Origin of the sequence: Lichenihabitans sp. PAMC28606, from assembly GCF_020616535.1 — a bacterium.
Classification (GTDB): domain Bacteria; phylum Pseudomonadota; class Alphaproteobacteria; order Rhizobiales; family Beijerinckiaceae; genus Lichenihabitans; species Lichenihabitans psoromatis.
The window spans coordinates 1,007,154-1,029,061 of sequence record NZ_CP085136.1 but is presented as its reverse complement, the minus strand read 5'-3'; the positions used below and the strand labels follow the sequence as shown (position 1 = coordinate 1,029,061).

The 21,908-nt window shown below is 63.4% G+C and carries 21 protein-coding genes; 12 read left to right on the top strand and 9 right to left on the bottom strand.

What is annotated here, in order from left to right:
• Positions 1-133: 133 nt before the first annotated feature.
• Positions 134-1,561, bottom strand: coding sequence for a glutamate--tRNA ligase (gltX, locus tag LGH83_RS04880; RefSeq protein ID WP_227400856.1), 1,428 nt, complete (start codon positions 1,559-1,561; stop codon positions 134-136).
• Between the two features lie 211 nt (positions 1,562-1,772).
• Here gltX and LGH83_RS04875 point away from each other — a divergent pair, with 211 nt between their 5' ends.
• Complete coding sequence (locus LGH83_RS04875) at positions 1,773-4,082, top strand: ComEC/Rec2 family competence protein (RefSeq protein ID WP_227400855.1); 2,310 nt, start codon at positions 1,773-1,775, stop codon at positions 4,080-4,082.
• Between the two features lie 92 nt (positions 4,083-4,174).
• Here the strand turns inward: LGH83_RS04875 and LGH83_RS04870 are convergent, their stop codons facing one another.
• Entirely contained in the window at positions 4,175-5,431 is a 1,257-nt protein-coding gene (locus LGH83_RS04870; RefSeq protein ID WP_227400854.1) for a glycosyltransferase, read from the bottom strand.
• Positions 5,432-5,603: 172 nt separating this feature from the next.
• Between LGH83_RS04870 and LGH83_RS04865 the strand changes: the two genes are divergently transcribed.
• The 8 genes from LGH83_RS04865 to LGH83_RS04830 all read left to right on the top strand — a co-directional run bounded on the left by LGH83_RS04865 (position 5,604) and on the right by LGH83_RS04830 (position 13,647).
• Positions 5,604-6,785, top strand: coding sequence for an acyl-CoA dehydrogenase (locus tag LGH83_RS04865; protein ID WP_227400853.1), 1,182 nt, complete (start codon positions 5,604-5,606; stop codon positions 6,783-6,785).
• Positions 6,786-6,787: 2 nt separating this feature from the next.
• Positions 6,788-7,528: a PIG-L deacetylase family protein gene (locus tag LGH83_RS04860; protein WP_227400852.1), complete on the top strand. Its 741-nt coding sequence runs from the start codon at positions 6,788-6,790 to the stop codon at positions 7,526-7,528.
• On the top strand, positions 7,525-8,112 hold the full coding sequence (locus LGH83_RS04855; protein WP_227400851.1) for an SAM-dependent methyltransferase: 588 nt from the start codon (positions 7,525-7,527) through the stop codon (positions 8,110-8,112). Before LGH83_RS04860 ends, LGH83_RS04855 begins: the two co-directional genes overlap by 4 nt.
• A gap of 94 nt (positions 8,113-8,206) precedes the next feature.
• The gene (locus tag LGH83_RS04850; protein ID WP_227400850.1) at positions 8,207-9,925 is read left to right on the top strand and encodes a sensor domain-containing diguanylate cyclase; all 1,719 of its coding nucleotides are present in this window, start codon (positions 8,207-8,209) and stop codon (positions 9,923-9,925) included.
• A 281-nt stretch (positions 9,926-10,206) separates the two neighbouring features.
• On the top strand, positions 10,207-10,518 hold the full coding sequence (locus LGH83_RS04845; protein WP_227400849.1) for a hypothetical protein: 312 nt from the start codon (positions 10,207-10,209) through the stop codon (positions 10,516-10,518).
• Positions 10,519-10,641: 123 nt separating this feature from the next.
• A complete protein-coding gene (locus LGH83_RS04840) occupies positions 10,642-10,917 on the top strand; it encodes a hypothetical protein (protein WP_227400848.1) in 276 nt (91 codons plus the stop codon).
• Positions 10,918-11,101: 184 nt separating this feature from the next.
• Entirely contained in the window at positions 11,102-13,276 is a 2,175-nt protein-coding gene (locus LGH83_RS04835; protein WP_227400847.1) for a TonB-dependent hemoglobin/transferrin/lactoferrin family receptor, read from the top strand.
• A 47-nt stretch (positions 13,277-13,323) separates the two neighbouring features.
• The gene (locus tag LGH83_RS04830) at positions 13,324-13,647 is read left to right on the top strand and encodes an antibiotic biosynthesis monooxygenase family protein (RefSeq protein WP_227400846.1); all 324 of its coding nucleotides are present in this window, start codon (positions 13,324-13,326) and stop codon (positions 13,645-13,647) included.
• A gap of 51 nt (positions 13,648-13,698) precedes the next feature.
• On the opposite strand, the gene LGH83_RS04825 is transcribed toward LGH83_RS04830, so the two are convergent.
• The 6 genes from LGH83_RS04825 to LGH83_RS04800 all read right to left on the bottom strand — a co-directional run bounded on the left by LGH83_RS04825 (position 13,699) and on the right by LGH83_RS04800 (position 18,072).
• Positions 13,699-14,370 carry a hypothetical protein gene (locus tag LGH83_RS04825; RefSeq protein WP_227400845.1) on the bottom strand — a complete coding sequence of 224 codons (672 nt, stop codon included), beginning with the start codon at positions 14,368-14,370 and terminating at the stop codon, positions 13,699-13,701.
• Between the two features lie 144 nt (positions 14,371-14,514).
• Positions 14,515-15,318 carry a heme ABC transporter ATP-binding protein gene (locus tag LGH83_RS04820; RefSeq protein WP_227400844.1) on the bottom strand — a complete coding sequence of 268 codons (804 nt, stop codon included), beginning with the start codon at positions 15,316-15,318 and terminating at the stop codon, positions 14,515-14,517.
• On the bottom strand, positions 15,315-16,361 hold the full coding sequence (locus tag LGH83_RS04815) for a FecCD family ABC transporter permease (protein WP_227400843.1): 1,047 nt from the start codon (positions 16,359-16,361) through the stop codon (positions 15,315-15,317). Before LGH83_RS04815 ends, LGH83_RS04820 begins: the two co-directional genes overlap by 4 nt.
• On the bottom strand, positions 16,361-17,236 hold the full coding sequence (locus tag LGH83_RS04810) for a heme/hemin ABC transporter substrate-binding protein (protein WP_227400842.1): 876 nt from the start codon (positions 17,234-17,236) through the stop codon (positions 16,361-16,363). The genes LGH83_RS04815 and LGH83_RS04810 overlap by 1 nt, the downstream gene beginning before the upstream one ends.
• 5 nt (positions 17,237-17,241) lie before the next feature.
• Positions 17,242-17,388: a hemin uptake protein HemP gene (gene hemP, locus LGH83_RS04805; RefSeq protein WP_131193770.1), complete on the bottom strand. Its 147-nt coding sequence runs from the start codon at positions 17,386-17,388 to the stop codon at positions 17,242-17,244.
• 441 nt (positions 17,389-17,829) lie between these two features.
• Positions 17,830-18,072, bottom strand: coding sequence for a hypothetical protein (locus LGH83_RS04800; RefSeq protein ID WP_227400841.1), 243 nt, complete (start codon positions 18,070-18,072; stop codon positions 17,830-17,832).
• 188 nt (positions 18,073-18,260) lie between these two features.
• Here LGH83_RS04800 and LGH83_RS04795 point away from each other — a divergent pair, with 188 nt between their 5' ends.
• A complete protein-coding gene (locus tag LGH83_RS04795) occupies positions 18,261-18,485 on the top strand; it encodes a hypothetical protein (protein WP_227400840.1) in 225 nt (74 codons plus the stop codon).
• A 64-nt stretch (positions 18,486-18,549) separates the two neighbouring features.
• On the top strand, positions 18,550-18,765 hold the full coding sequence (locus LGH83_RS04790; RefSeq protein ID WP_131117885.1) for a hypothetical protein: 216 nt from the start codon (positions 18,550-18,552) through the stop codon (positions 18,763-18,765).
• A gap of 22 nt (positions 18,766-18,787) precedes the next feature.
• On the opposite strand, the gene LGH83_RS04785 is transcribed toward LGH83_RS04790, so the two are convergent.
• Positions 18,788-20,983: a putative bifunctional diguanylate cyclase/phosphodiesterase gene (locus LGH83_RS04785; RefSeq protein ID WP_227400839.1), complete on the bottom strand. Its 2,196-nt coding sequence runs from the start codon at positions 20,981-20,983 to the stop codon at positions 18,788-18,790.
• 536 nt (positions 20,984-21,519) lie between these two features.
• On the opposite strand from LGH83_RS04785, the gene LGH83_RS04780 reads away from it, so the two are divergent.
• On the top strand, positions 21,520-21,861 hold the full coding sequence (locus LGH83_RS04780) for a CsbD family protein (protein ID WP_227400838.1): 342 nt from the start codon (positions 21,520-21,522) through the stop codon (positions 21,859-21,861).
• The last annotated feature ends 47 nt before the right edge of the window (positions 21,862-21,908 follow it).

Sequence of the window (21,908 nt, the reverse complement as noted above, 5' to 3'; positions counted from 1 at the left end):
TGTGCGCTGCGTGAAAGCTAGCGGATCGCTGCATTGCGTCAAGGTCGCTCAAAGAGCGGCACACATGCGTCAATGCGACAACACAATTCAGTGATTGGCCAAAGCAGCGGGCTCGCGTTAGGCGACTCTTTGGTTACGTGAGGCTGGCGATCCAATCGTCGATTCGGCCGAGACTTTCATCCCGACCAATCACCTCAAGCACGTCGAAAATCCCGGGCGAAGTCGTGCGGCCCGTCAAGGCAGCCCGCAGCGGCTGGGCGACTTGACCGAGCTTCGTGCCGGACTTTTCCGCATGCTCCCGAACCACGGCCTCGGTCGTCGCAGCGGTCCAGATTTCGAGAGCCGCGAAGAAAGGCCGCAGAGCGACGAGGTGATCGCGACCTTTGGCCAGCACCTCGGCGGCTTTCGGATCGATCGGCAGCGGACGATCCGCAAACAGGTAACCTGCGCCGTCCAGCAGTTCGACCAACGTCTTGGAGCGCTCCTTCAAGCCCGGCATGGCAGAGAGAAGCTTGGCCCGTAGGATGGGGTCGAGTTTGGCTTCGAGCGCCGGTCCGCCGTCCAGATAGGGCAGGGTGTCGATCAAGGCGGTCAGAAGGTCCGCGTCGAGCGTCGATCGCAGGTAGTGCCCGTTGAGGTTTTCCAGCTTGGCGAAATCGAAACGCGCCGGCGAGCGGCCGACATTCTCGAGCGAGAAAGCCGCTGTCATCTCCTCGGTCGAGAAGAATTCTTGGTCACCTTGGCTCCACCCGAGCCGCACGAGGTAGTTGCGGACAGCGTCCGGCAGGTAGCCGAGCGCCCGATAGGCATCGACCCCGAGTGCGCCATGGCGCTTGGACAGCTTGGCCCCGTCGGCTCCATGAATCAGCGGGATATGCGCCATGGCGGGGGCCTGCCAGCCGAAGGCGTCATAGATCTGCGCTTGCCGGGCCGCATTGGTCAGGTGATCGTCACCGCGGATGATCTGCGTGACACCCATGTCGTGGTCGTCGACCACCACGGCCAGCATATAGGTCGGGTTGCCATCGGAGCGGAGCAGAACGAGATCGTCGAGATCCTTGTTAGCCCACGTGACGGTCCCTTGGACTTTGTCATGGATTTGGGTCTGCCCGTCTTGCGGGGCGCGGAGGCGGATCACAGGCTTGACGCCGGATGGTGCGTCGGAGGCATCGCGATCGCGCCACCGCCCGTCGTAGCGCGGCGGCCGCTTCTCGCGACGCGCGTCCTCGCGCATGGCCTCGAGCTCGTCTGGCGTCGCATAGCAGCGATAGGCAAAGTTCTTGGCCAGCAGATCCTCGACGGCCTCACGGTGCCGTGCGGCGCGCTGGAATTGATAAACGACATCGCCGTTCCAGCTTAAGCCGAGCCAGTTCAGGCCGTCCACGATGGCGTCGATCGCGGCTGTGGTCGAGCGCTCGCGGTCGGTATCCTCGATGCGAAGCAGCATGGTTCCACCATGCTTGCGCGCATAGAGCCAGTTGAACAGGGCCGTCCTGGCGCCGCCGATATGGAGGAAGCCCGTCGGAGAGGGTGCAAAACGGGTGACGACCTGATCGGACATGCGTGGATGGCCTCGTGGCTGAGGAAAGGGGAACGGTCGCGACGGCGCATCGCATCGAGCGCCCGTCTACCATGAGGGGCGTCACCCTGTCCGTTTTTTGAGGACAGGCTGAAGCCGTCGTATATAGGATCGCCATGCCGATCCGGTCAGGGCGGCAGAGACACGCCCGTCCGCGGTTTCTGGCCACGCGCTCGCCGAAACAAGTGTCCTCATGGTGGAAGCGACCCGCAAAGCCTCCGCGATCGGCGTTCTCGCCGGCCTCGGGGCGTTCGCGGGTTCGCTACGCCCGATCACGGGAGTCGGCCGGGCCGTCTCGATGGCCTTTGAGATCGAGTGGGAGCAGCGCCGCTTCTTTCTCTGGCTGCCGGTGCTCTGCGGCGTCGGCGTACTGCTGTTTCTCGCCGCCGATCGCAATCCCGTGCTGTGGTGGCCCATGCTTTTGGCGGGCGGTTTCGGCTCGCTCTCCTGGGTGGCGCGCAACAATCGGTCCGCCTTCATGCTGTCGGTCGCGGTCGCGGCCGTATTCAGTGGCTTTGTGGCGGCGGGCTTTCGCACTGAGCGGGTGGCGGCGCCGGTGCTCGATCGGATCCGCATCGCCAGATTGACCGGCTTCGTCGAGGAGGTCGATCATCGCCGCAAGGGCAGTCGCTTGATCCTCAATCTGCGGAGCGCCGAGGGGCTCGACCCCGCGCGTGTCCCGGATCGCGTGCGTCTCACGACACGGCGCGACGATCCTGTCGAGGCGGGTGACTTCATCGCCGTCACGGCACGCCTTCTGCCGCCGGCGCAAGCGTCCCTCCCGGGCGGCTACGCCTTCGCGCGCGACGCCTACTTTTCCGGCTTCGGTGCGGTCGGGTCGATCCTCGGTCGATTAAAACCCGCAACGGCGCCTGCTGCGCCCTCCTTCGGCCTCGCCTTCCATATGGCAGTCGATCGAGCCCGCAACGCGCTCGCGTCGCGGGTCGATACGATCCTCGGCGGCGATACGGGCGCAATCGCGGCCGCCATGGTGACGGGCAAACGCGACCTTCTATCGGAGGACGGCCGCGACTTGATCCGCGAGGCCGGCATCTTCCACATCATCACGATCGCCGGTGTGCAGATGACGCTTGTGGCCGCATTGCTGTTTGGTGGCACGCGCCGCGGTCTTGCGCTGAGCCGCACGCTGGCGCTCCGCTATCCGATCAAGAAATGGGCCGCGCTGGTCGCCATCGCCGGGGCGATCGCCTACGATATTCTGACCGGGTCGCGCATCGGCACGCAGCGCGCCTTGTTCATGACGCTGATCATGCTCGGGGCCGTGCTGGTCGACCGGCGCGGTTTCACCATGCGGAACCTCGCTCTGGCCGCCCTGGTGGTCGTGCTGGTCGAGCCGGAGTCAATTCTCGGCGCGAGCTTCCAACTCTCTTTCGCGGCGGTCGCGGCCCTTGTCGCGGTCTATGAAACGCGGGAGCGCGGACGTCGCGCCGACGGGGCGGATCACGTTCCCAAGCGCGGCCAACCGGCTCCGGGCGTTTGGCGCTGGCTTCACCACATCGTCGATCACGGTCGCGGTTTGCTCGTCGCGACCGTCTGCGCCACCATCGCGACCGCCTCGTTCATGGCCGGCAATTTCCACGAACTCAGCCCCTATGTGTTCATCGGCAATCCTCTGACACTGGCGATCATCGAATTCTTCGCCGTTCCGGGCGCTTTGCTGGGCTGCGTTCTGTATCCGCTCGGGCTCGATGGTTTGGTGTGGCACTGGGTGGGCGCCGGCATCGGTATCGTCCTGTGGGCCGCGCGACTGATCGCCTCTGCGCCGCATTCGACCGTCAATCTCCCGGCCTTCGCGCCCTGGGCGATGCCGTTCCTTGCGCTTGCGGTGTTGTCGGTCGTGATCTGGCGGACATGGCTGTTTCGCCTGACAGCGATCCCGCTGCTCATGATCGGATTGGCCGGAACGGCGCTCGGCTCACGATACGACATGATCGTCGCGCCGACCGGGGATGCGGTCGCGGTGCGCCAGGAGAGCGGATTGCTGGCCGTCGTGGGCAAGAGCAACTCCTTCGCGGTCGAGCAATGGCTGCGCGCCGATGGCGATGGTCGCGAAGCCGCCTTGCTGGGTCGTCAAACTGCGGCCCCGGTCGGCCGTTGCGACAAGCTCGGGTGCGTCGCGCCGCTGCCGGGCGGGCAGATCCTGTCGCTGGTGTCCGAGCCGCAGGCCTTCGAGGAGGATTGCGGCCGCGCCGACGTCATCGTGACAGGGCTTTACGCGCCAGAAAGCTGTGCCGCTGCGCTGATCGTCGATCGTGCCAGCTTGGCGTCGACCGGCTCGGTTGGCCTCTGGCTCCGCAATGGGGGATGGGTGACCGACCCGGCCCGCACCGCGATGACCGATCGCCCGTGGTCGCCGGCACCGCAGCCGCTGCGGCGGCGATTCCGCACGTCGACCCGGCCCGAGCCATTGCTTGATCGGGACGGACAGGGTGAGACGGATGGCAATGCCACACCGGACGATCCAACTTCAGGCCAACCCTGATGCGAGCATATTGCCATCATCGATCAAAGGGGATCCTTACATCACGCTTTGGTGCCGCCTGTGTGTTGGATCGTCGTCCTTGACGATCATCGTCACTGCGATTGGCCGACAACCAGCAGCGCTTCGCGTGAGCGACCGGCATGATCTGCCGCGAGGATCGTGTCATCGGGCGCGACGACGCGGTCCATGATCGCGCGACGGCGCAGACGCTTGATGATCGCCTCGGCCCGCTCAATTTCGGCCGGAAGCTCAGACGGACGCAAGGCGGGGCGACGACGAAGACGCGGGCTCTTGGCTTCCACGGCAGCCCAGAGATCATCGAACAGAAGGTTCTCGCGCGCGATCGCATCCGCGACGGCACTCTCGAGCCGGAGCTTAAAGGCCCAACGCGCTGTCGGCCGATGCGCCTCGCCGTGGTGCCACCGCCGCAGATAACCTTTCCAAAACGCGCGTCGCCAAGCCAAGTGAGCCGGTTCGAGATCGGCATCGCAGACCGCGTCGGGGTTCTCGTGGCGAAACCGCATCGTGTCGGCGGCGCCCCCAACCGCGCGCCCATCGAGCCGAGCCGATGTCGTGACCGATACCGCGAGCGTGTGGCGCACCTTGAACCCGGCACGGCCGAGCGCTTTGACCAAAGCCGCATCCTCCCCGACCGGCATGGGCGGCAGTCCTCCGATCGCCCGGTAGGCCTCAAGCGTGACCGCGAGACTAGCGCCTGAGGCGACGCGGTGATTGGGCCACGGGTCATGCAGGTGGGGATCGCATAAGGCGATCATCTCGGCCATGGCCGCGAGATAGGTGTCCTCCCATCGGCCCCGTTGGAGAAACGCCGCGCCAAGCCGCATCAGTTCGGCCGGATGCGCGTCGACATAACCCGCCACGGCGTCGGCGCCGTCGGACAAGGCCGTCAGCGTGTTAGCGACCCAATCGGCCGCCACGATCGTGTCAGCATCCGTCGTCAGGATGATCCCTTCGGTTCGTCCCGGCGACGTCAGCCGCGCGGCGGCCGCATCCATGGCAAATTTCCGCGCCCACCCGGCATGGCTCTTCTCGCGATCCAGCATCGCCTCAACGATGTGGAGCCCGAACGGGAGCAGAGGCGCCAACGCACGAACCGAAGCCGCGGTCCCGTCCGTACAATTATTGGCATAAACCAGCACCTCGAACGTGCCAGCACCCAACGGAGCGCCTGTTCGATCGCGTTGGACCGCGAGGGCCGCCAGACACAAACCGATCCGCTCGATCTCATTACAGGCCGGGATAGCCACAATCGCTCTCGATGCGGGCTGACGAGCCGCGATCAGCTTCAACTCCAGCGTTGTCGGCTCCAGGGTCGAACGAGATATCATGAGGGTGGCTCTTCGAAGTGCGCGGCGGTGAAGCCAGAACGCCGCTCGAGCCGGACGGGTCCACCTTGGCCGGAACATTGTCGCAGATCGTCCGTTCCATGATCGCTTTCCGAAGCCTCCACTGCTTTCGCTGTCGAGAGTTGAGTGACGCCGCATGGCCAAGGACCTTCGTTTGTCATCACACCCTGATTGTCTCGAACGCATCCCGGTCGACGAGAGCGCACGCCGGGTAGGGCCGCTGGACGCCGTGCTGCGTGCAACACAGCTGTCCGATCTGTTGTTCGCGGAGGGCGAGCAGGCGGACCGGGAAACCCGCATCACGGATCGGGTCCACGCGGCACTGCGAGCCTCTAGGCTTTTATTGGCTCCCTTTCCGGCGCGCTGGGGTGGCGAGGATCTGTTGTCGGCCGAACGGTCGCGAGATCTGACCGCCGTCTTGCGCCTGATCGGGGCCGGCGATCTGTCGGTCGCGCGCCTCTACGAAGGACATGTGAACGCCGTTGCCTTGGTGACGCGCTTCGGGACGAGCGGGCAGGTGGCGGCGTTTGCCGACGCGGTCGCGCAGGGCGCGATGTCGGCCGTTTGGAATGCCGAAGGGAAGCAGCCGTTGCGGGCGCAACGGACGGCTGCCGGCTGGCATCTTTTGGGCAGCAAGATCTTGGCGTCCGGAGCCGGATCCATCACTCACCCGATCGTCACGCCGACCGGCCCGGATGGCGTCGTCATGGTGATTCCGGTTTTGGCTTCTGGAGAGCGAGCCGACCTGTCCGGATGGACCGCGCAAGGCGTGCGCTCGACCGCGACCGGCACCGTCGACTTCAGTGGACTGACGATTCCCTTCGCGGCGCAGATCGGAGGCGCGGGCGACTACATGCGCCAGCCCTCCTTCTCGGGTGGAGCTTGGCGCTTCTGCGCCGTCCACCTCGGGGCAGCCGAACGCCTTCTCGACCTCTATCGCGAGCATCTCGTTTCGAGATCGCGAGACGGCGACGCGCTTCAACAGCAACGCGTCGCGCATTGTGCCGCCGCTCTCGGGAGCGCCGCTTTCTGGGTCGAGCATGCGGCCGCCCGGTTGGCCTCACATTCATCCGTCGTCGACGCCGTCGATGCCGAGGCAACCGTGGGCTTTGTCAATTTGACCCGCGTCGTGACCGAGCGTGCCTGTCTCGACGTGCTCGAGGCGGTGCATCGCGGCATCGGTCTTGGCGCCTTCATTCGCCCGCATGCGGTGGAGCGCGTCTCGCGCGATCTGTCGACTTATCTACGCCAGCCGGTGCCTGATGGCGCGATGCTGGATGCGGCCAAGATGGTGCTGGCCTCGCCCCGATCGACGCGCCAGCTTTGGGATCTTTGACGATGCTGGCCGGTGACGCGCTCGATGCCATCAATGCCTTCCCGCTCGTCGAGGTTGAGGGCTTGTTGCGGCAAGGCCCGATGCTGGTGCTCTCACCCCATCCAGACGACGAGAGTCTCGGCTGTGGCGGATTGATCGCGGCGGCCTGCCACGTCGGCGTTCCGGTCGATGTGCTTGTGTTGACCGATGGCGCGGGCTCGCATCCAAACTCGATTCGCTATCCGGCCAAGCGTCTTGCGGCGGTCCGTCGCGAGGAAACCGAGCAGGCCGCGCGCGCGCTCGGCCTCGCTCCCGAACACGTCGGCCATCTCGGACTTCCGGATACGCGGGCGCCGACGTCGGGGCCCGATTTCGACACTGCGGTCGCGACCATTGCGGCGCAGGTGGCCAATGGTGGCATCCGGCAAATGTTCGTGACCTGGGACCAGGATCCGCATTGCGATCACCAAGCTGCGGCCAGCATGGCGCGGGCGGTCGCGGCTCGCGTGCCCGGTCTTGCGCTATGGTCTTATCCGATCTGGGGGTGGCACCTGGCGCGTGACCGCCCGGTGGAGGTCGCGGCCCTCGAGGGGCTTCGGCTCGATGTTTCGGCCTTTCAGGCAGTGAAGCGTTGGGCCATCGCGGCTCATGTGTCTCAAATGACCGACCTGATCGACGATGATCCGGCTGGCTTTCGATTCACCGACACAACCCTGCGTCCCTTCATGGGCCGCTACGAATATTTCATCAGGACGCAGCCGTGAGCCGCCGTACCGAGACGATCAAACCCGACTATTTCGATCAGCTCTATACGAGCGAGCCGGATCCGTGGGGGTTCAAAAGCAGTGATTACGAGCGCCGCAAATATGCTGCGACCCTCGCGATCCTCGAGCGCGTACATTACGCCGACGCGCTCGAGATTGGGTGTTCGATCGGGGTCTTCACGCGGCGACTCGCGGCCCGCTGCTCGCGTCTTGTCGCGATCGATGCCTCGCAGGTCGCGCTCGACACCGCGCGGTCCGATTGTGCCGATCTCGAGCATGTCGACATCCAGCTTGGGCTGGTGCCGGCCGATGTCCCCGAAGGACCGTTCGATCTCATCGTGATGTCGGAAGTCCTGTATTATCTCGTCGCCGATGACGTGCGTCGGACAGCGGCGGCGTGCCGTCGCGCATTGGCGCCGGGCGGCGAAATCGTGCTCTGTCACTGGCTCGGCGAGACCGATTATCCTTTGACGGGCGAGGCCGCCGCCGAAACCTTCGTGACAGCAGCCTCAAATTGGGTGATCTCGCATCACACGTCGCGGGAACCGGGATATCGGCTCGATCGGCTGGTGGCAGCGTCCTGATGGCGCCATTGAGGTCTCGTTCATCACGAGCTGCAATCCGTCGGCGAACGAGATGACGATTTGTTAAAGACGGGGGAGGCCAAGCGAGACGCCAGTGTTCCATCAATCCCGCCTTCGGTTCGAGCAGCAGGTTGCGATCCTGGTCGGCGTTCTCTGCGTCGCCCTCGTCGGCGTTATGATCGTCGGCGCCATCATGATCGGTCGCCGCGAGGCGGTCAGGATGGTCCGGCAGGATATGTCCGAACTTGCCAGCAATATGGCATCGGCGCTGGACAGCACGATGCGGGACCGGTTTCGCGAAATCCAGGTGATTGGCGGCCTGCGTCCGCTTCGTACCGCTTGGCGAAGCGACCCGGGGCAAGTGCGTGAAGTCCTCGACACCCTGCAGGCGTCGCTGCCGGCTTATACGTGGATCGGCTTCGCGGCGCCGGATGGCACGGTGCTCTCGTCCACGAAAGGAATTCTGGAAGGAGCGTCCGTTGCTGAACGACCCTGGTTCATCAATGGTCTAAAGGCTCCCTCGGTCGGCGACGTGCACGAGGCGAAGCTTCTCGCGACGTTCCTCCCACGGGCTCCGGATGTCGCACCGTTTCGCTTCGTCGACGTCTCCGTTCCGGTCCATGATGAGGCTGGAAGGCTGGCGGGGGTCTTAGGCGCCCATCTGAGTTGGTCCTGGGCCGATGACCTGCGGCAACGGCTGCTGTCCTACAACGATGCCGGCCTGGAGACTGACGTTTGGGTGCTCGCATCGGACGGCAAGATGCTGCTCGGCCCAACCCTCGGGGCCGCCCCGTTCGATGCTCAGCGACTCGCCTCTTTTGCGACCGAGCGGTCCGGTGTCTTCGAGGATCGAAGCGGCGGCGATACGATCCTGAGCGGGTTTGCGGTCACGTCGAGCGACAAGACCTTTCCGGGCCTCGGATGGATCGTCGTGTCGCGCCGACCCGCCAGCGTCGCCTATCAATCAATCCACGATATCGCCCGGACGATCGTTTTGCTCGGCGCCGGGCTGGCCTTGCTCAGCATCGTCTTGGCCTGGTTGATCGCCCGCAACGCGGCGGCACCGGTCCGTGCCATGACGCAGGCTGCACGCCAACTCGGCCGCGATCCGTCGATGACGATGCTGCCACGTTTCGGAGGCTCGCAGGAGTTTGTCGAACTATCCGCATCGCTGCGCTCGCTCCTTCGCCGGATCGGCCTTGCCGAGCAGGAGCGCCACCGGGTCGAGACCCAGTCGACGTTGATCGAACGGCGATTTCAAGCTGAGATCGCCACGCTTCAACGAGTTGCCGATACCGATCCTTTGACGGGTCTCCTGAACCGGCGCTCGTTCCTGATGCATGCCGATGATGCGATGCTCCACCACGACCGTCATCGGCGCGGCCTCGCGATCCTGGTCGCCGACATCGATGTGTTCAAACGGGTCAACGATAGTCATGGTCACCCGGCGGGCGACGAGGTGATCCGGCAGGTTGGTGTCCTGCTTGAGGCCGGGGTGCGATCGAGCGACAAAGTCGCACGATTCGGTGGGGAGGAATTCGTCATTCTTCTGCGGGAAGTGGATGAGGACCAAGCCCGACATTTGGCCGAGCGCATGCGCCTCGCGGTCCGCGCAGCCGTCATCTACCACGCGGGACAAGAGATCCGAGTCACGATCAGTATTGGCGGCGCGGTGATCTCCACCAACGATACCGACATCCAGGCCTTGATCGAGCGAGCCGACCGGGGGCTCTACGACGCCAAAAGCCAGGGGCGCGATTGCGTCAGCATGGATTCGCGTGACACTGCGTCGCCCATTCAGAACGTCGCCTGAGGCGGCCTGATGCATCTAGCCGCCCGCACGCGTTCGACGTAAGCACGATGGCGGCGCCGCAACCGAGGGGGACCAACAGCATGGACCGGAAGATCATTTGGATTTTGGTGATGCTCTGCTTGCTGATTCTTCTGTGGTGGGCCTTTGACCATGTCCTATTCCCGACGCTTCCGACACCGGCCGGAGCGCCCTCCATCGTCAAATAGGGTGACGTTGCGTTAGCTTTCGTCAACCAATCGCTCCTCAAGTCCCGTGCAATTGAGTGTTGGGATGGATCGAGAATGGCGTGTTACCTGGTCGGTTTCTCGAGGAGTGGTGGATCGAGCAACCAGGCATCGCTTGCCGAGGCCATGCATGTCATCGATGGACGCAATGTCGGTGACGGAAGCTGGGTGGTGAAGATCGATCAAAGCCGAGCCGCCTTGTTGGCGGCTCTGCATGATTGTTTCGGCCTCGACGCCACGGTTCAGGTGATCGAACTGCCGGATGGCGCGTGGTGGAGCGCCTTGTCGTGTAAAAAGCCGGCGGCACCTCGAACGCCGGCATGGTCCATCTTCGGAAATTTAGGGGGGCCGACGCTCGCGACCGGCTGACGCCGTTTCGCGGCGGATTCGCGGCGCGAGATACGGGTCGTCGAGTGAGCCCATTGGGCGATGCTGACCGTAGCTCCGTGACAAAGCCGCGGTCGACCGTGGCGCTCGACCCAAGGGACGACGATGGCGACCGACATGGTCCATATTGCAACGACTGACACGACTCACGACTACGCGCCACTCTGGGGCGCGCTCGATCGCCTTCAGGCTTGCCGCGCCTTCATCGACGTCTGGTTCGTCGACACCTACCAACCTGTCGACATGATGATGTCAGCCTTTCGACGCTTGCTGACAGAAGGCGATCCATTGTTTCTGTTGCAAATCAGCGAACGCGCGCTCTTGGGCAGCCTCGGCATGATGCCGGAGGCTCAACGGTGGCTCGAAGCGCGGCGGCCCTGAGTGCCCCCGGCGTCTTGTGACTTTATAATTAGACGAAATACTGTTTGATGCGCGGCGATTTACTTCGATTTCCATCCGTGATTAACGGATTGGGTCGTCGGTATGACGGAATTGAGGCGCAAGCCAGCCAGCGGATGCTCCCCCCGCAAGCCAGCCAGCATGACATGATGGAACAGGCTGACCAATGGGGTCCCGCACACGCGCGGTCGCGATCGCGACCGCCACTCTTCTTGTCGCCGCCCAGGGCGCAACGCAAGCTTATGGGCAACAAGTTCGACGCGCATCCGACGCGACCGCGTCTGCAACGAACGACACGCCGGCCGATCTGAGCGCCGCCGTCGCGCTCGATACGATCACCGTAACGTCGACCAAAACACCGGAACCGGCCATCGATGCCTTGTCGGGCTCGACCGTCGTGACCCGCCCCCAGATCGACAGGCTGCAGCCCTCGAAGGTCTCCGAAATTCTACAGACGATTCCGGGCGTCACAACCCAGAGCAGCCAAAACGATCCTGGCCAGTCGGTCAACATTCGCGGGCTTCAAGATTTCGGCCGGGTCAATGTTCTCGTCGACGGCGCGCGCCAAGATTATCAAATCTCCGGCCACAACGCCAACGGCACCTATTATCTCGACCCCGAGTTCATCGGGCAGGTGGATGTGACGCGCGGCCCGGTGTCGAACATCTACGGGTCGGGGGCCATCGGCGGTGTCGTGGCGTTCCGCACCAAGGGTGTCGAGGACGTCCTCGCGCCCGACGAAACCTATGGCGCCTTGCAGAAGGTGGGTGTCGGCTCAAACGGCGCGGAATTTCTCAATTCATCGGCCGTCGCGACGCGCTTCGGTGATGTCGCCGACTTCTACGGACAATTCGTCTATCGCGGGCTCGATCCCTATGACGACGGTGCGGGCGACAAGGTTCAAGATACGGGGAGCAGGCTGCTTGGTGGCCTGATGAAGGCCAATATTCGCCCCGCCGAGGGGCAGCAGATCAGCCTGTCGGCCATGCAGCAGAATTATACGTTCGCCAATAACGGCACGAGTGCTGCCGGGTCGCGGTTCCGCGACGACGTCACGGCCGAGAATTACACGATCGGCTACACATTCAGCCGGCCCGAGATCCAATGGCTCGATTTCAGCGCCAAGGCCTATTCTTCGGCGACACGCAATAAAGAGACCGCGGTCGCGCCGGACGCCACCTACCAGGCGCTCGGGGTTCAGCCCGGCGACCCGTTGTCGGATCGGGTGCGGACGGTCGGCTTCGACCTCAATAATACGGCCCGTTTCGACACTGGCCCGGTGCACCATGCGCTGACGGTAGGTGGCGACAGCGCTTGGGACCATGTCAGAACCGACGATCAGGCGGGCGGTTACGTCGGCGCACTGACGCCTTCGGGAACCCGGCGTATCTCGGGAGCCTTCATCCAAGATGAGGCGCGCTACGGCGGGTGGCTTCGTGTGCTCGGTGCCGCCCGCTATGACGATTACGAGTTGAACGGGGGCGCCTATCACTCGGAAGGCAGCCGGGTCTCGCCGAAGATCACCGTCGGGGTTACGCCGATCCGCGGCATCGAGCTCTACTCGACCTATGCCGAGGGCTACCGCGCGCCCTCGATCACCGAGACTCTGATCTCCGGCGCGCATCCGTTTCCGGCGTTCAACATTCTGCCCAACCCCACGCTGAGGCCCGAGGTCGCGCATAACGTCGAGGGCGGCGTAAACCTCAAATACGACGATGTTTTCCGAGACGGCGACAAGATCCGAGGCAAGCTGACCGTCTTCTCCAACGACGTCAGCAACTACATCGATATGGAGACCGTGGGTGCGCCCTATCTGGTGCCATTCATTCCCGGCGCTCCGGTGTCGCTCTGCGCCAGCCGACCCTCGCTCTGTTTCCCGATCACCTCCTATCAATATCTGAATATCGCCAAGGCCAATCTGACGGGCGTCGAGGTCGAGGGTGGCTATGATTGGGGGCAGGGGTTCTTCACGCTCTCGGGTCAGCATATCGACGCCAAGAACGAGACCACCAAGGGCGCATTGGTCACGTCGATCCCGGATCGGCTCACCTCGACGCTCGGGCTCCGCTTCCTCGACGACCGTCTCACCGTCGGGACACGGCTGACGCTGGTAGACAAGAGCGTCGTCATATCGTCGGCGACCGGCACCGTGACCAACACGCCGAGCGGCGGCTATGCGCTGGTCGACCTCTTCGCCAATTATAAGGTCAACGACCGGGTCGCTGGCGACTTCACGGTCAAGAACCTCTTCGACCGACAATATCGCCAATATCTCGACAGCGAGCCGAGCGCCGGCACGGTCGTGAAAGCTTCCCTGACCGTGAAATTCGCCTCCAAGTGAGGCGTCTCGATCTCATGCAAAGCCACACAATCAAGGGAGACCATCGCATGTATATCGCCATGAACAGATTCAAAGTGATCGTGGGTGAGGAGAATGCCTTCGAGCAGGTCTGGCGCTCACGCGAGAGCCGCCTGCATGAGATGAACGGCTATGTGTCGTTCGATCTGCTCCGCGGTCCGCAGCAAGAGGACTACACACTCTATGCGTCGCATACGGTCTGGGCGAACCGCGAGGATTTCCAAGCTTGGACCCAGTCCGAGCAGTTCCGGGACGCCCACAAAAATGCTGGCAAGGGCCGCCCGTTGACGACCGGCCATCCCGTCTTCGAAGGTTTCGACGCGGTGTCGATGGAGGCGGAGGCGGTGGCCTGACCTGTCACGACCATCGCAGGCTCCGACGATCGCCTCGTGGAGCCTTTTGGATCAGGGGTCGGTCATTGGCACGGCGGGTGGCGTGAATTGCAGGATCTCGCTGGTATAGGTCTCGACCACGAGGCTGAACGGTGTGGCATCGGGCAGCGAAAGAAGCGCACGGTTTTCGATGAGATGGTCGGGGATGGAGAGGATGCCGGGCGAGCCGCCCGAGATGGTCGCGTGGCCGCTGTCCCACCCCTCCGCAACAGGCGACCAGAGCAGGCGCGAGGCGAGCGTGCGCCGGTAGAACCGGAGAGGCTGAACGATCCGCCCGAACGACCCATCGGTGGTGTCGAGCGCCATGTTCATGGCGGGCGTCAGCCGTGCCGGCACGTACCAATTGTCGGCTTCGGAGACGACATGGTCGCCACAGCGCAATTTGACTCGCCGATAGCGGAGTGGCTCGTCCGTGGAGATCCGGAGAAGCGCGCGATCCTGCTCGGTGGCTTGTTTGTCTGCACCCTGGACACGCTCCGCAGCGATTTGGCTTCCGCGCGACGCAAGGCCGTGATCGGCGCACCACTGTTCCAGAACCAGCGTCGCGCTATCGTGGCTCAACAACGACACGCTCAGCGTCTGCAAGAGGGCCAGCACTTCCATGCGGCCGAGGGGCGAGCCAGGCCATTCGGCGCGTGCCGAAGCCGATGGCGCGCCCGCAGCAGCGCAAATCGTTGAGATCATCAGGGCGGTCGCGCCGGTTTTCAGATGCTGTCTCATCGGTCCCATGTCTCAGATGTGGGCAAGGATTGCGAAACCCGCGTGACGAAACGAGGGCTGGACACTCGTGGTCATCCGACGCTCAACACGCCGCCATCGCCACGAGCCTTACGGACCGCGACGGGTCGGGAGCACGAAGGGAATGCCGGCGCCCGGCACGGCACCCACCCGCAGATCGACGCGGAACACGTCTCGCAGAAGAGCATCGGTCATCACCTCGGCCGGGGGGCCCTGGGCCACCAAATGACCGCCATCGAGCACGACGAGGTGATCGGCGTAAGCTGCCGCAAGATTGAGATCGTGGATGATGGCCAGCACCGCCGTGCCCTCCCGGGCCAGGGCGCGTAGCTCGTCCAGTAATCCGATTTGGTGCCGCAGGTCCAGGCTGGCGATGGGCTCGTCCAGAAACAGGAGCTGACTGGGCGCGAGCGAGCGACCTGCCGCCAGTTGACACAGGACGCGGGCAAAATGGACCCGCTGCTGCTCGCCACCCGATAAGGTCTGAAAAATCCGATCGCGCAAGTGATCGACACCCGCCCGCACGAGAGCGCTCTCGACGATGCCGGCTCGCTCGATCGTGCCGAGCGCCCGGCCAACGCCATCGCTGCCGAGAGCGGCGACTTGATGAGCCTTGAACGGCACGAACACCTGCGCGCTCTGCGGCAGCACCGCTCGACGGCACGAGAGCTGCCAGGCGGGAAAATCATGCAGCGCTCGCCCATCCAGCCGGACCGATCCGGATTGCGCCCGAAGGCCGCCGGCCAGGAGCTTCAGCAACGTCGATTTTCCCGCGCCGTTGGGGCCGACCACGATGGTGACGCGACCAGCGTCCAGCGTCAGCGCGGCATTGCGGATCAACACCGCGTCGCGAACCGCGAACGTGAGAGCTTCGGCTTCGAGCAGCGGTATCATGCGCCGATATCCTGGGCCCGGGTGAGGAGAAGCCAGAGGAAGAACGGCGCGCCGATGGCTGCCGTGAGGATACCAATTGGGACTTCGGCCGGAGCCGCGAGGGTGCGGGCCAAAATATCGGCCCCCACCAGCAGCGATCCACCTAGCAAGGCGCTGGCCGGGAGCACGATGCGATGATCGGCGCCGGCCGTGAGCCTCAGGAGATGCGGCACCACGATCCCGATAAACGCGATGGGACCGGCCAAAGCCACGCTGCTGCCGACCGCGAGCGCCACCAGGCCGATCATGATGCGTTTTGTTCGCTGCACCGGCACGCCGAGGTAATAGGCATCCGCTTCCCCAAGCGCCAAGGCATTGAGGCTGCGGGCCAGGAACGGAACGATCACCAGAACCGGTAGAATCAGCATGGCCGCGGTTGCGACCTTGCCCCAGGTTGCGCCGCCGAGACTGCCGAGCGACCAGAATGTGAGGTCGCGCAATTGCCTGTCGTCACTCAGATAAACCAGAAGTCCCGTGGCCGCGCCCGCGAGGGCGCCGAGCGCCACACCGGCCAGCAACAACAGCGCGACCGAGGTGCGCCCGTCGCGGGTCGCGAGGCCGTATAGGATCGATGTGGCGGCCAACCCGCCGCCGAAAGCCGCAAGCGGCAGAACGACGACGGCCCACGGGCCGTCCAGCAGGCCCGGGATCCACCGGTCTCCCAGCACGATCGCGGCGGCGGCCGCCAGCGCCGCCCCGGCCGAGACCCCGATCAGACCAGGATCGGCGAGCGGATTGCGAAACAGGCCCTGCAGCAAGGCCCCCGACATCGCCAGCGCGGCCCCCACCAGAAAGCCGAGCAGCGTCCTCGGGATCCGGATATCGAGCAGGATCAGGCCATCATGGGCCGCGTCGAGCGCGGGGTCGCGCGTCAAAGCGGCTCGCAGCACCATCAGGATTCGCGAGGGCGATATCGTGACGGCCCCAAGCCCCACGGAGGCGATCGCTGTTCCGGCCAGCAACAGGCAGAGCAGCGTGAGGGTGACGATCGCGGTGCGCGACATCACGGCGCGGGCGCAAGATCAGGATAAAGCGCTCTGATCAGCGTGGTTGCGGCCTCGGGCGTGCGAGGCCCGAACCCGAGCAGCAGCAAGCCATCGAGGCTGACGAGGCTGCGGGTTTTTGCAGCGGGTGTGGCCGCATAAGCCGGCATCGCGAAGACGGTGTCGGCCGAAAGGGCATGCCGGTCGTTTTGCATCGTCAAGATCACATCCGGCGCGGCTGCCACGATCGCTTCGTCGGTGATCGGCTTGTACCCGTCGATATCGTCGGCGGCGTTGACGCTGCCTGTCAGGCGGATCATCCCGTCGGCGGAGGTGTGGCGTCCGCCCACCATCGATCGCCCATTCTGCAGCGACAAGATGAACAGGACGCGGCGCGGTTTCTCAATCCTTGTTCGGAGGACTGCCAGCGAGGCGAAACCTGCCGCAACGTCGCGATCGAGAGCGGCCGCCCCGCTTTCGTCGCCAAGCGCTTTGCCGATCGCTTCGATCTTCCGGTGAATGCCGTCCGGAGTGGGGTCGTCCGGGATCGTCACGAAAGCAACGCCGGTCTGCCGGATCAGCGTCAAGGCGTCGGGCGGGCCCGCTCCGTCGATCGAGAGAATGAGGTCGGGCCGCAAGGACAAAACGCCTTCCGCCGAGAGGCTGCGGACGTAACCGACATTCGGCTTATCCTTGAGGGCAGACGGCGGAAACAGGCTTGTCGTATCCAGGGCGGCGATCCGCTCCTCGCGATGCAGGGCATAGATGATCTCGGTAATCGAGCCGCCGAGCACCACGACCCTGTTCGCATCCGCTGGCGTGGCAGCGCTTGCGAAGGGGATCGGCAACAAGCCAAACAGCAGGATCAGGGCACGGTGGACAGAGCGCGATATCATGAGTCTCACTTGGTCAGGATCAGTTTGCCTTTGGCCGTAATCCGCAGGCGGTAGCGTTCGTTGGCGTGGAGAAGCACGGCTTCGCCGCCGCGAGACAGAAGCGTCTCGACCGCAAACACCGGCGGCGCCTCTGGACGTCTCGTCGCAGCCATATCGATCGACGATGTTCGGCTCGGTTGTTTGGAATTACTCTCATTCACAAAAGTAAAACCCTCGCGACAAGCGGTCTTTACAGTTTGAAATCATTTTAAAGTCAAACAAATGCAGTAGATGCTTGTTTTCTGTACGTCGAGCCAAGCGGCCGCGTCAAATGATCTTTGACGAACGCGTGTTCGCGTCGGCCGCATAAGCTAGCGATCACGAAGATGGTCGTATGGCGATGATCGGCCGGCAGTCGTGGGTGAGAGCCCTGTCCAAGATGGCTCACGTGCCGAAATCTTTGGTCGTTCGGGATCTGTCAGGCGTCGCAATCAACTCGGGCAGCTTGCCAGACGGAATTCGCTGCCAGAGGCGACGACATGTTACCGACCCTGCCTCATCGCTGATGGGCGATTGAGGGTCGATGCTCGTGGTTCTGCGACAGGTCTAGCGTGTCAGCGACGCGGGAGTGTCATATCGCGTATAATCAGACGATCGATCTCCAAGGTGCCGAAACGCGCTTTGCGCACCGACAATCGCCCGATGACGAAAGCCCCGACCGCCACGGCCCCGAAAGCCAGCGCCCCCGCCGCGGCGGCTCCTACCGCAAAGGCTCCGGTCGCACCCGCTCCGGTCGCGACTGCCCCCGTCGCCCGGGCCCGCTGCGCCGCCACTCTCGGCGGGATCAATTGGGTCATCGTAATGGATCCTCTTCTCGTGGTCGGTTGCGAGAGAACCACACCCTGGCGCTGCAGGCCACCCGACGCAGCGCTGTCGCTTAGCTTCGACGCCCGCTGCGATACGCGCATCTGATGCTCGCAACCTATGTTAGTCGCGAGGCATTGACCGGGCGACAATCGACATTCTCCGGCAGAGCTTTCCGACGATGTGGCTACCCCTTCTTGCTCTCGCGGTGGCCATGCCGCTGCGGTTGATCCCGCGGACGGACTCGTTGAGTGCACATTTCGACGCCTGCATGGCGCATGCGGTTCAGCATCGATTGTTCGATCGTGCGTCTCCGAAACTGCGCCTGTCCCATGTGGTTGGAATGCGCGCGCTGCCGGTCGTCAAACCCGTCCGGGCTGCACCACGGCTTCGGATCGTGACATAGTCGCGGTCAGCATTGCCGCGACCGCGAGCGTCGCGCCAGCAGCGTCGAGAACGAGGAAAAAGTTATGCCGATCATCGCGATCATGTACGGCCCAACCATGATGCCCGAGCATCACACCGCTCTCTACTACATCACTGGGGACGACGATGCAGCCGAGCGCGAAATCGAAGAGTTGAGCCATGAGCCCAACATCGGCCCGGGCTGCGGATTTTCCTACAAGATCATGGACGACAAGGAGACGTGGCAGGCCGAGGGAGCCGAACTGCCCGATCTCGAATGATCGATCGCGTTGCGATCGCTTGTTAGGCGCTCTTCTTGTCTGGCAAGGTCATGTCGTCGGATAGGCCATACAGCGCCGTGAAGTCGGCAGCCGGAATGGGTCGTGAGAACAAGTAACCCTGGGCCTCTGAGCAGCCCTTGTCGAGCAACCTGCGTCGTTGTTCTTCGGTTTCGACGCCTTCTGCGATGATCGCAAGGCCGAAGCTGGTGCTCAGGTCGATCACGGCGCGGATGATCGCCGCATCCTCCCGGCTATCGCACATGCCGCGAACAAACGACTGGTCGATTTTCAACCGCGTGAGCGGGAAAGCCTTTAGCTGACTCAGCGAGGCATAACCGGTTCCGTAATCGTCAAAAGCGATGCCGACCCCGGCTTTGCGTAGCGCGCTGAACATGGCGATCTGCGCTTTGTCGTGGACCAGGATGATATTTTCCGTGATCTCCAACTCCAACGCTGACGTGGGGAGATGGGCTGCCGACAAGGCGTCGAGCACTCGTTTGGCGAGGGCGCTGCTGCGGCTTTGGACGCCGAACAGGTTCACGCCGATACGAAAATCCGGCGCGTATCTGCGCCATTCGGCGGCTTGCAGGCAGGCCTGCGACATCACCCATGCGCCGACCTCGGCAGCATAACGGCTGTTTTCGAGGTTGCTGATGAAGGTGGCGGGTGAGAGCAGCCCGTGTTTTGGATGCTGCCACCGAAGCAAGGCCTCAGCGCCGATCAGAGTGCCGTCGGACAAGTGCACCTGAGGCTGATAAAAAATCACGAATTCGCCATTCTCGGTGGCGCGGTGAAGATCCTCCCGGCTTTCGCGCTTATTGAGTGCCGTCTGTTTCAGATCCGGGGTGAATTGACGAAAGCAATTCCGCCCATCGCCCTTAGCTCGGTAGAGTGCGAGGTCGGCGCGTGATAGCAAGTCTTCCGCGGCTTCATTGTCGGTGCTGCCCAACGCGATGCCGATACTGGCGCCAAGATTGATGACTTCATCGTCGATCGCGAACGGAACCGCGATCGTCGTGAGGATCAATGCCGCAATTCTGGAGGCCATCGTCAGATCGGGCGTGGCGACCAGCACGACGGCAAATTCGTCGCCTCCGATACGCGCCACCGTATCGGTCGGGCGAACGCAATCGAGTAGGCGTTTCGCCGTCATCTGTAACAACTGGTCGCCCGCCGAATGACCGAGCGCGTCATTCACCTCTTTAAAGCCGTCGAGATCGATCACCAAAATGGAGGCGGCCTGGCCGCCTTGCGTGGCTTCCGAAATTCGGTTTGAGAGGACCATCCGGTTCGGCAAGGCCGTCAGGGGGTCGTGATGCGCGAGGCTGAAGAGTTGCTCTTCGTTGGCGCGACGCTCCCGGATGTCACGAACGATCGATCCAAAGGCCGTGCGCCCATCCTCGCACCACATCGACAACGAGAGTTCGATCGGAAATTCGGTTCCGTCCTTGTGTCGGGCCGGAAGCTCGATCGTCTTGCCGATCAGCCGCGGCGCGCCCCCATCGACGACCCGCATCATGCCCATATTATGAGCGCCCGCGGCTCGCCGTGACACGATGATGTCGACGCTTTGCCCGATCGCTTCGCTCGAGGCATAGCCGAAGAGCTGCGTCGCCGCTTCATTCCAAACCGTGATATGTCCTTCTTGGTCGCAGCAGATGATCCCATCGGGAGAGCTTGCGGCGATGCCCTGAAAACGAGACTGGCTGGCTTCACGGGCAAGGTTGAGCCGCCGCTTTTCGAAAAGATCGGTTGCGATCTTACCGAGATCCGTCAGGTTTTGTGCATCGCGCTCAGAAAATTGGTTCCTGGGCCTGTGATCGAGAATGCAGAGCGTTCCGAAGGCGTGGCCCGACGGGGACCGCAACGGAACACCCGCGTAGAAGCGAACGAAGGGCCAGTCCGTCACCTGCGGATTATCGTGAAAGCGCGGATCGAGCGCAGCATCCAGCACGAAGAAGAGGGCGTCCCGCGAGATCGTATGGGCGCAGAACGAGTATCTGCGGTCGGTTTCGGCCAGATCGAAGCCGATCTTGCAATAGAAGACCTGTCGCTCCCGTTCCATGAACGACACAAACGCGACCGGGACACCGAAAAGCCGCGACGTCAGCTGGACCAGATGATCGAAAGTCGGGTCGTCGGACTGGTCGCCGAGTTGATATTCCGCCAATCGAGCGAGCCGAGCGTCCTCATCGATCGGCATGGGAGCAGCGCGCATAAGGTTCTCCGAGTGCGGCAGACCACTAAAGCCGAGTGATTGCTGATCCGTTAAAACGTTTTTGTATAAGCCGGAGCGTCACTCCGGCAGCGTCCTCGGTTCGCGCCGTAACCAGGGGCGTCGTGACAGCAAGCCTGAGATCAATCGACAGGCCGACAATATTTTTATGAAAAAGCCGTGTTGTTTCAGAATAATTTGATGGGGATCCTGCGGTTTCGGACAAGCTGGCTGACCTCCCAGTCGGAGCGTTAGGGAAGGCGTTGCTTCCGCCCTTCGTGACGGGACCCGTCACTCGACCGATCAATAGAGCTCATCCTCTATCCGGAGGTGTCGCGTCGAACAGGCCCGTGAAGGCGATGGATGAGGAACAAAAGACAGGACAACGGCGCTGTCGAGCAGCCAAACGCGACTGATGAGGGAAGCAACCGGCAAAGACGCGGCTCGTGACGGAAGCCGATGCCTTCTCTCACAATATCCTGGTCCAACTGGCCGCGTCGCGGTATCGGCACGGCAAACCTCGTTAAAGGACGCACTCTATGAATTCTGATCGGATCGACGGGACTGCCCAGGAGATCGGCGGCAAAGTCCAGCAAACCGTCGGGATGGCAACCGGCAGTGGGCAGCTCCGGGCCGAAGGCTTGGCTCGAGAAGTCGGGGGCAAGAGCCAAAATCTCTATGGGCAAGCCAAAGATGGATTGAAGGATGCGGCCGATACTGTGTCCAGTTATGCCGAGGAGGCCTATGAGCGTGGAAGCGTCTACGTCCAGCAGGGCGCCGAGACGGTCGAAACCACGATCAATCAGCACCCCGTGACCGGGATCGTCCTGGCCGGTGCGATCGGCTTCCTGCTCGGCCTCGTCGTTTCGCAGCGTCGCTGAATTATCATCGCGGGTGGCCGGCTCGTCACGGCTGAGGACGACCGGCA

Coding starts and splice junctions, on each gene's coding strand:
- gltX (WP_227400856.1), bottom strand. CDS start 1,561: ATGTCCGATCAGGTCGTCACCCGTTTTGCACCCTCTCCGACGGGCTTC.
- LGH83_RS04875 (WP_227400855.1), top strand. CDS start 1,773: ATGGTGGAAGCGACCCGCAAAGCCTCCGCGATCGGCGTTCTCGCCGGC.
- LGH83_RS04870 (WP_227400854.1), bottom strand. CDS start 5,431: ATGATATCTCGTTCGACCCTGGAGCCGACAACGCTGGAGTTGAAGCTG.
- LGH83_RS04860 (WP_227400852.1), top strand. CDS start 6,788: ATGCTGGCCGGTGACGCGCTCGATGCCATCAATGCCTTCCCGCTCGTC.
- LGH83_RS04845 (WP_227400849.1), top strand. CDS start 10,207: ATGGCGTGTTACCTGGTCGGTTTCTCGAGGAGTGGTGGATCGAGCAAC.
- LGH83_RS04840 (WP_227400848.1), top strand. CDS start 10,642: ATGGCGACCGACATGGTCCATATTGCAACGACTGACACGACTCACGAC.
- LGH83_RS04835 (WP_227400847.1), top strand. CDS start 11,102: ATGGGGTCCCGCACACGCGCGGTCGCGATCGCGACCGCCACTCTTCTT.
- LGH83_RS04830 (WP_227400846.1), top strand. CDS start 13,324: ATGTATATCGCCATGAACAGATTCAAAGTGATCGTGGGTGAGGAGAAT.
- LGH83_RS04825 (WP_227400845.1), bottom strand. CDS start 14,370: ATGATCTCAACGATTTGCGCTGCTGCGGGCGCGCCATCGGCTTCGGCA.
- LGH83_RS04820 (WP_227400844.1), bottom strand. CDS start 15,318: ATGATACCGCTGCTCGAAGCCGAAGCTCTCACGTTCGCGGTTCGCGAC.
- LGH83_RS04815 (WP_227400843.1), bottom strand. CDS start 16,361: ATGTCGCGCACCGCGATCGTCACCCTCACGCTGCTCTGCCTGTTGCTG.
- LGH83_RS04810 (WP_227400842.1), bottom strand. CDS start 17,236: ATGATATCGCGCTCTGTCCACCGTGCCCTGATCCTGCTGTTTGGCTTG.
- hemP (WP_131193770.1), bottom strand. CDS start 17,388: ATGGCTGCGACGAGACGTCCAGAGGCGCCGCCGGTGTTTGCGGTCGAG.
- LGH83_RS04800 (WP_227400841.1), bottom strand. CDS start 18,072: ATGACCCAATTGATCCCGCCGAGAGTGGCGGCGCAGCGGGCCCGGGCG.
- LGH83_RS04795 (WP_227400840.1), top strand. CDS start 18,261: ATGTGGCTACCCCTTCTTGCTCTCGCGGTGGCCATGCCGCTGCGGTTG.
- LGH83_RS04790 (WP_131117885.1), top strand. CDS start 18,550: ATGCCGATCATCGCGATCATGTACGGCCCAACCATGATGCCCGAGCAT.
- LGH83_RS04785 (WP_227400839.1), bottom strand. CDS start 20,983: ATGCGCGCTGCTCCCATGCCGATCGATGAGGACGCTCGGCTCGCTCGA.
- LGH83_RS04780 (WP_227400838.1), top strand. CDS start 21,520: ATGAATTCTGATCGGATCGACGGGACTGCCCAGGAGATCGGCGGCAAA.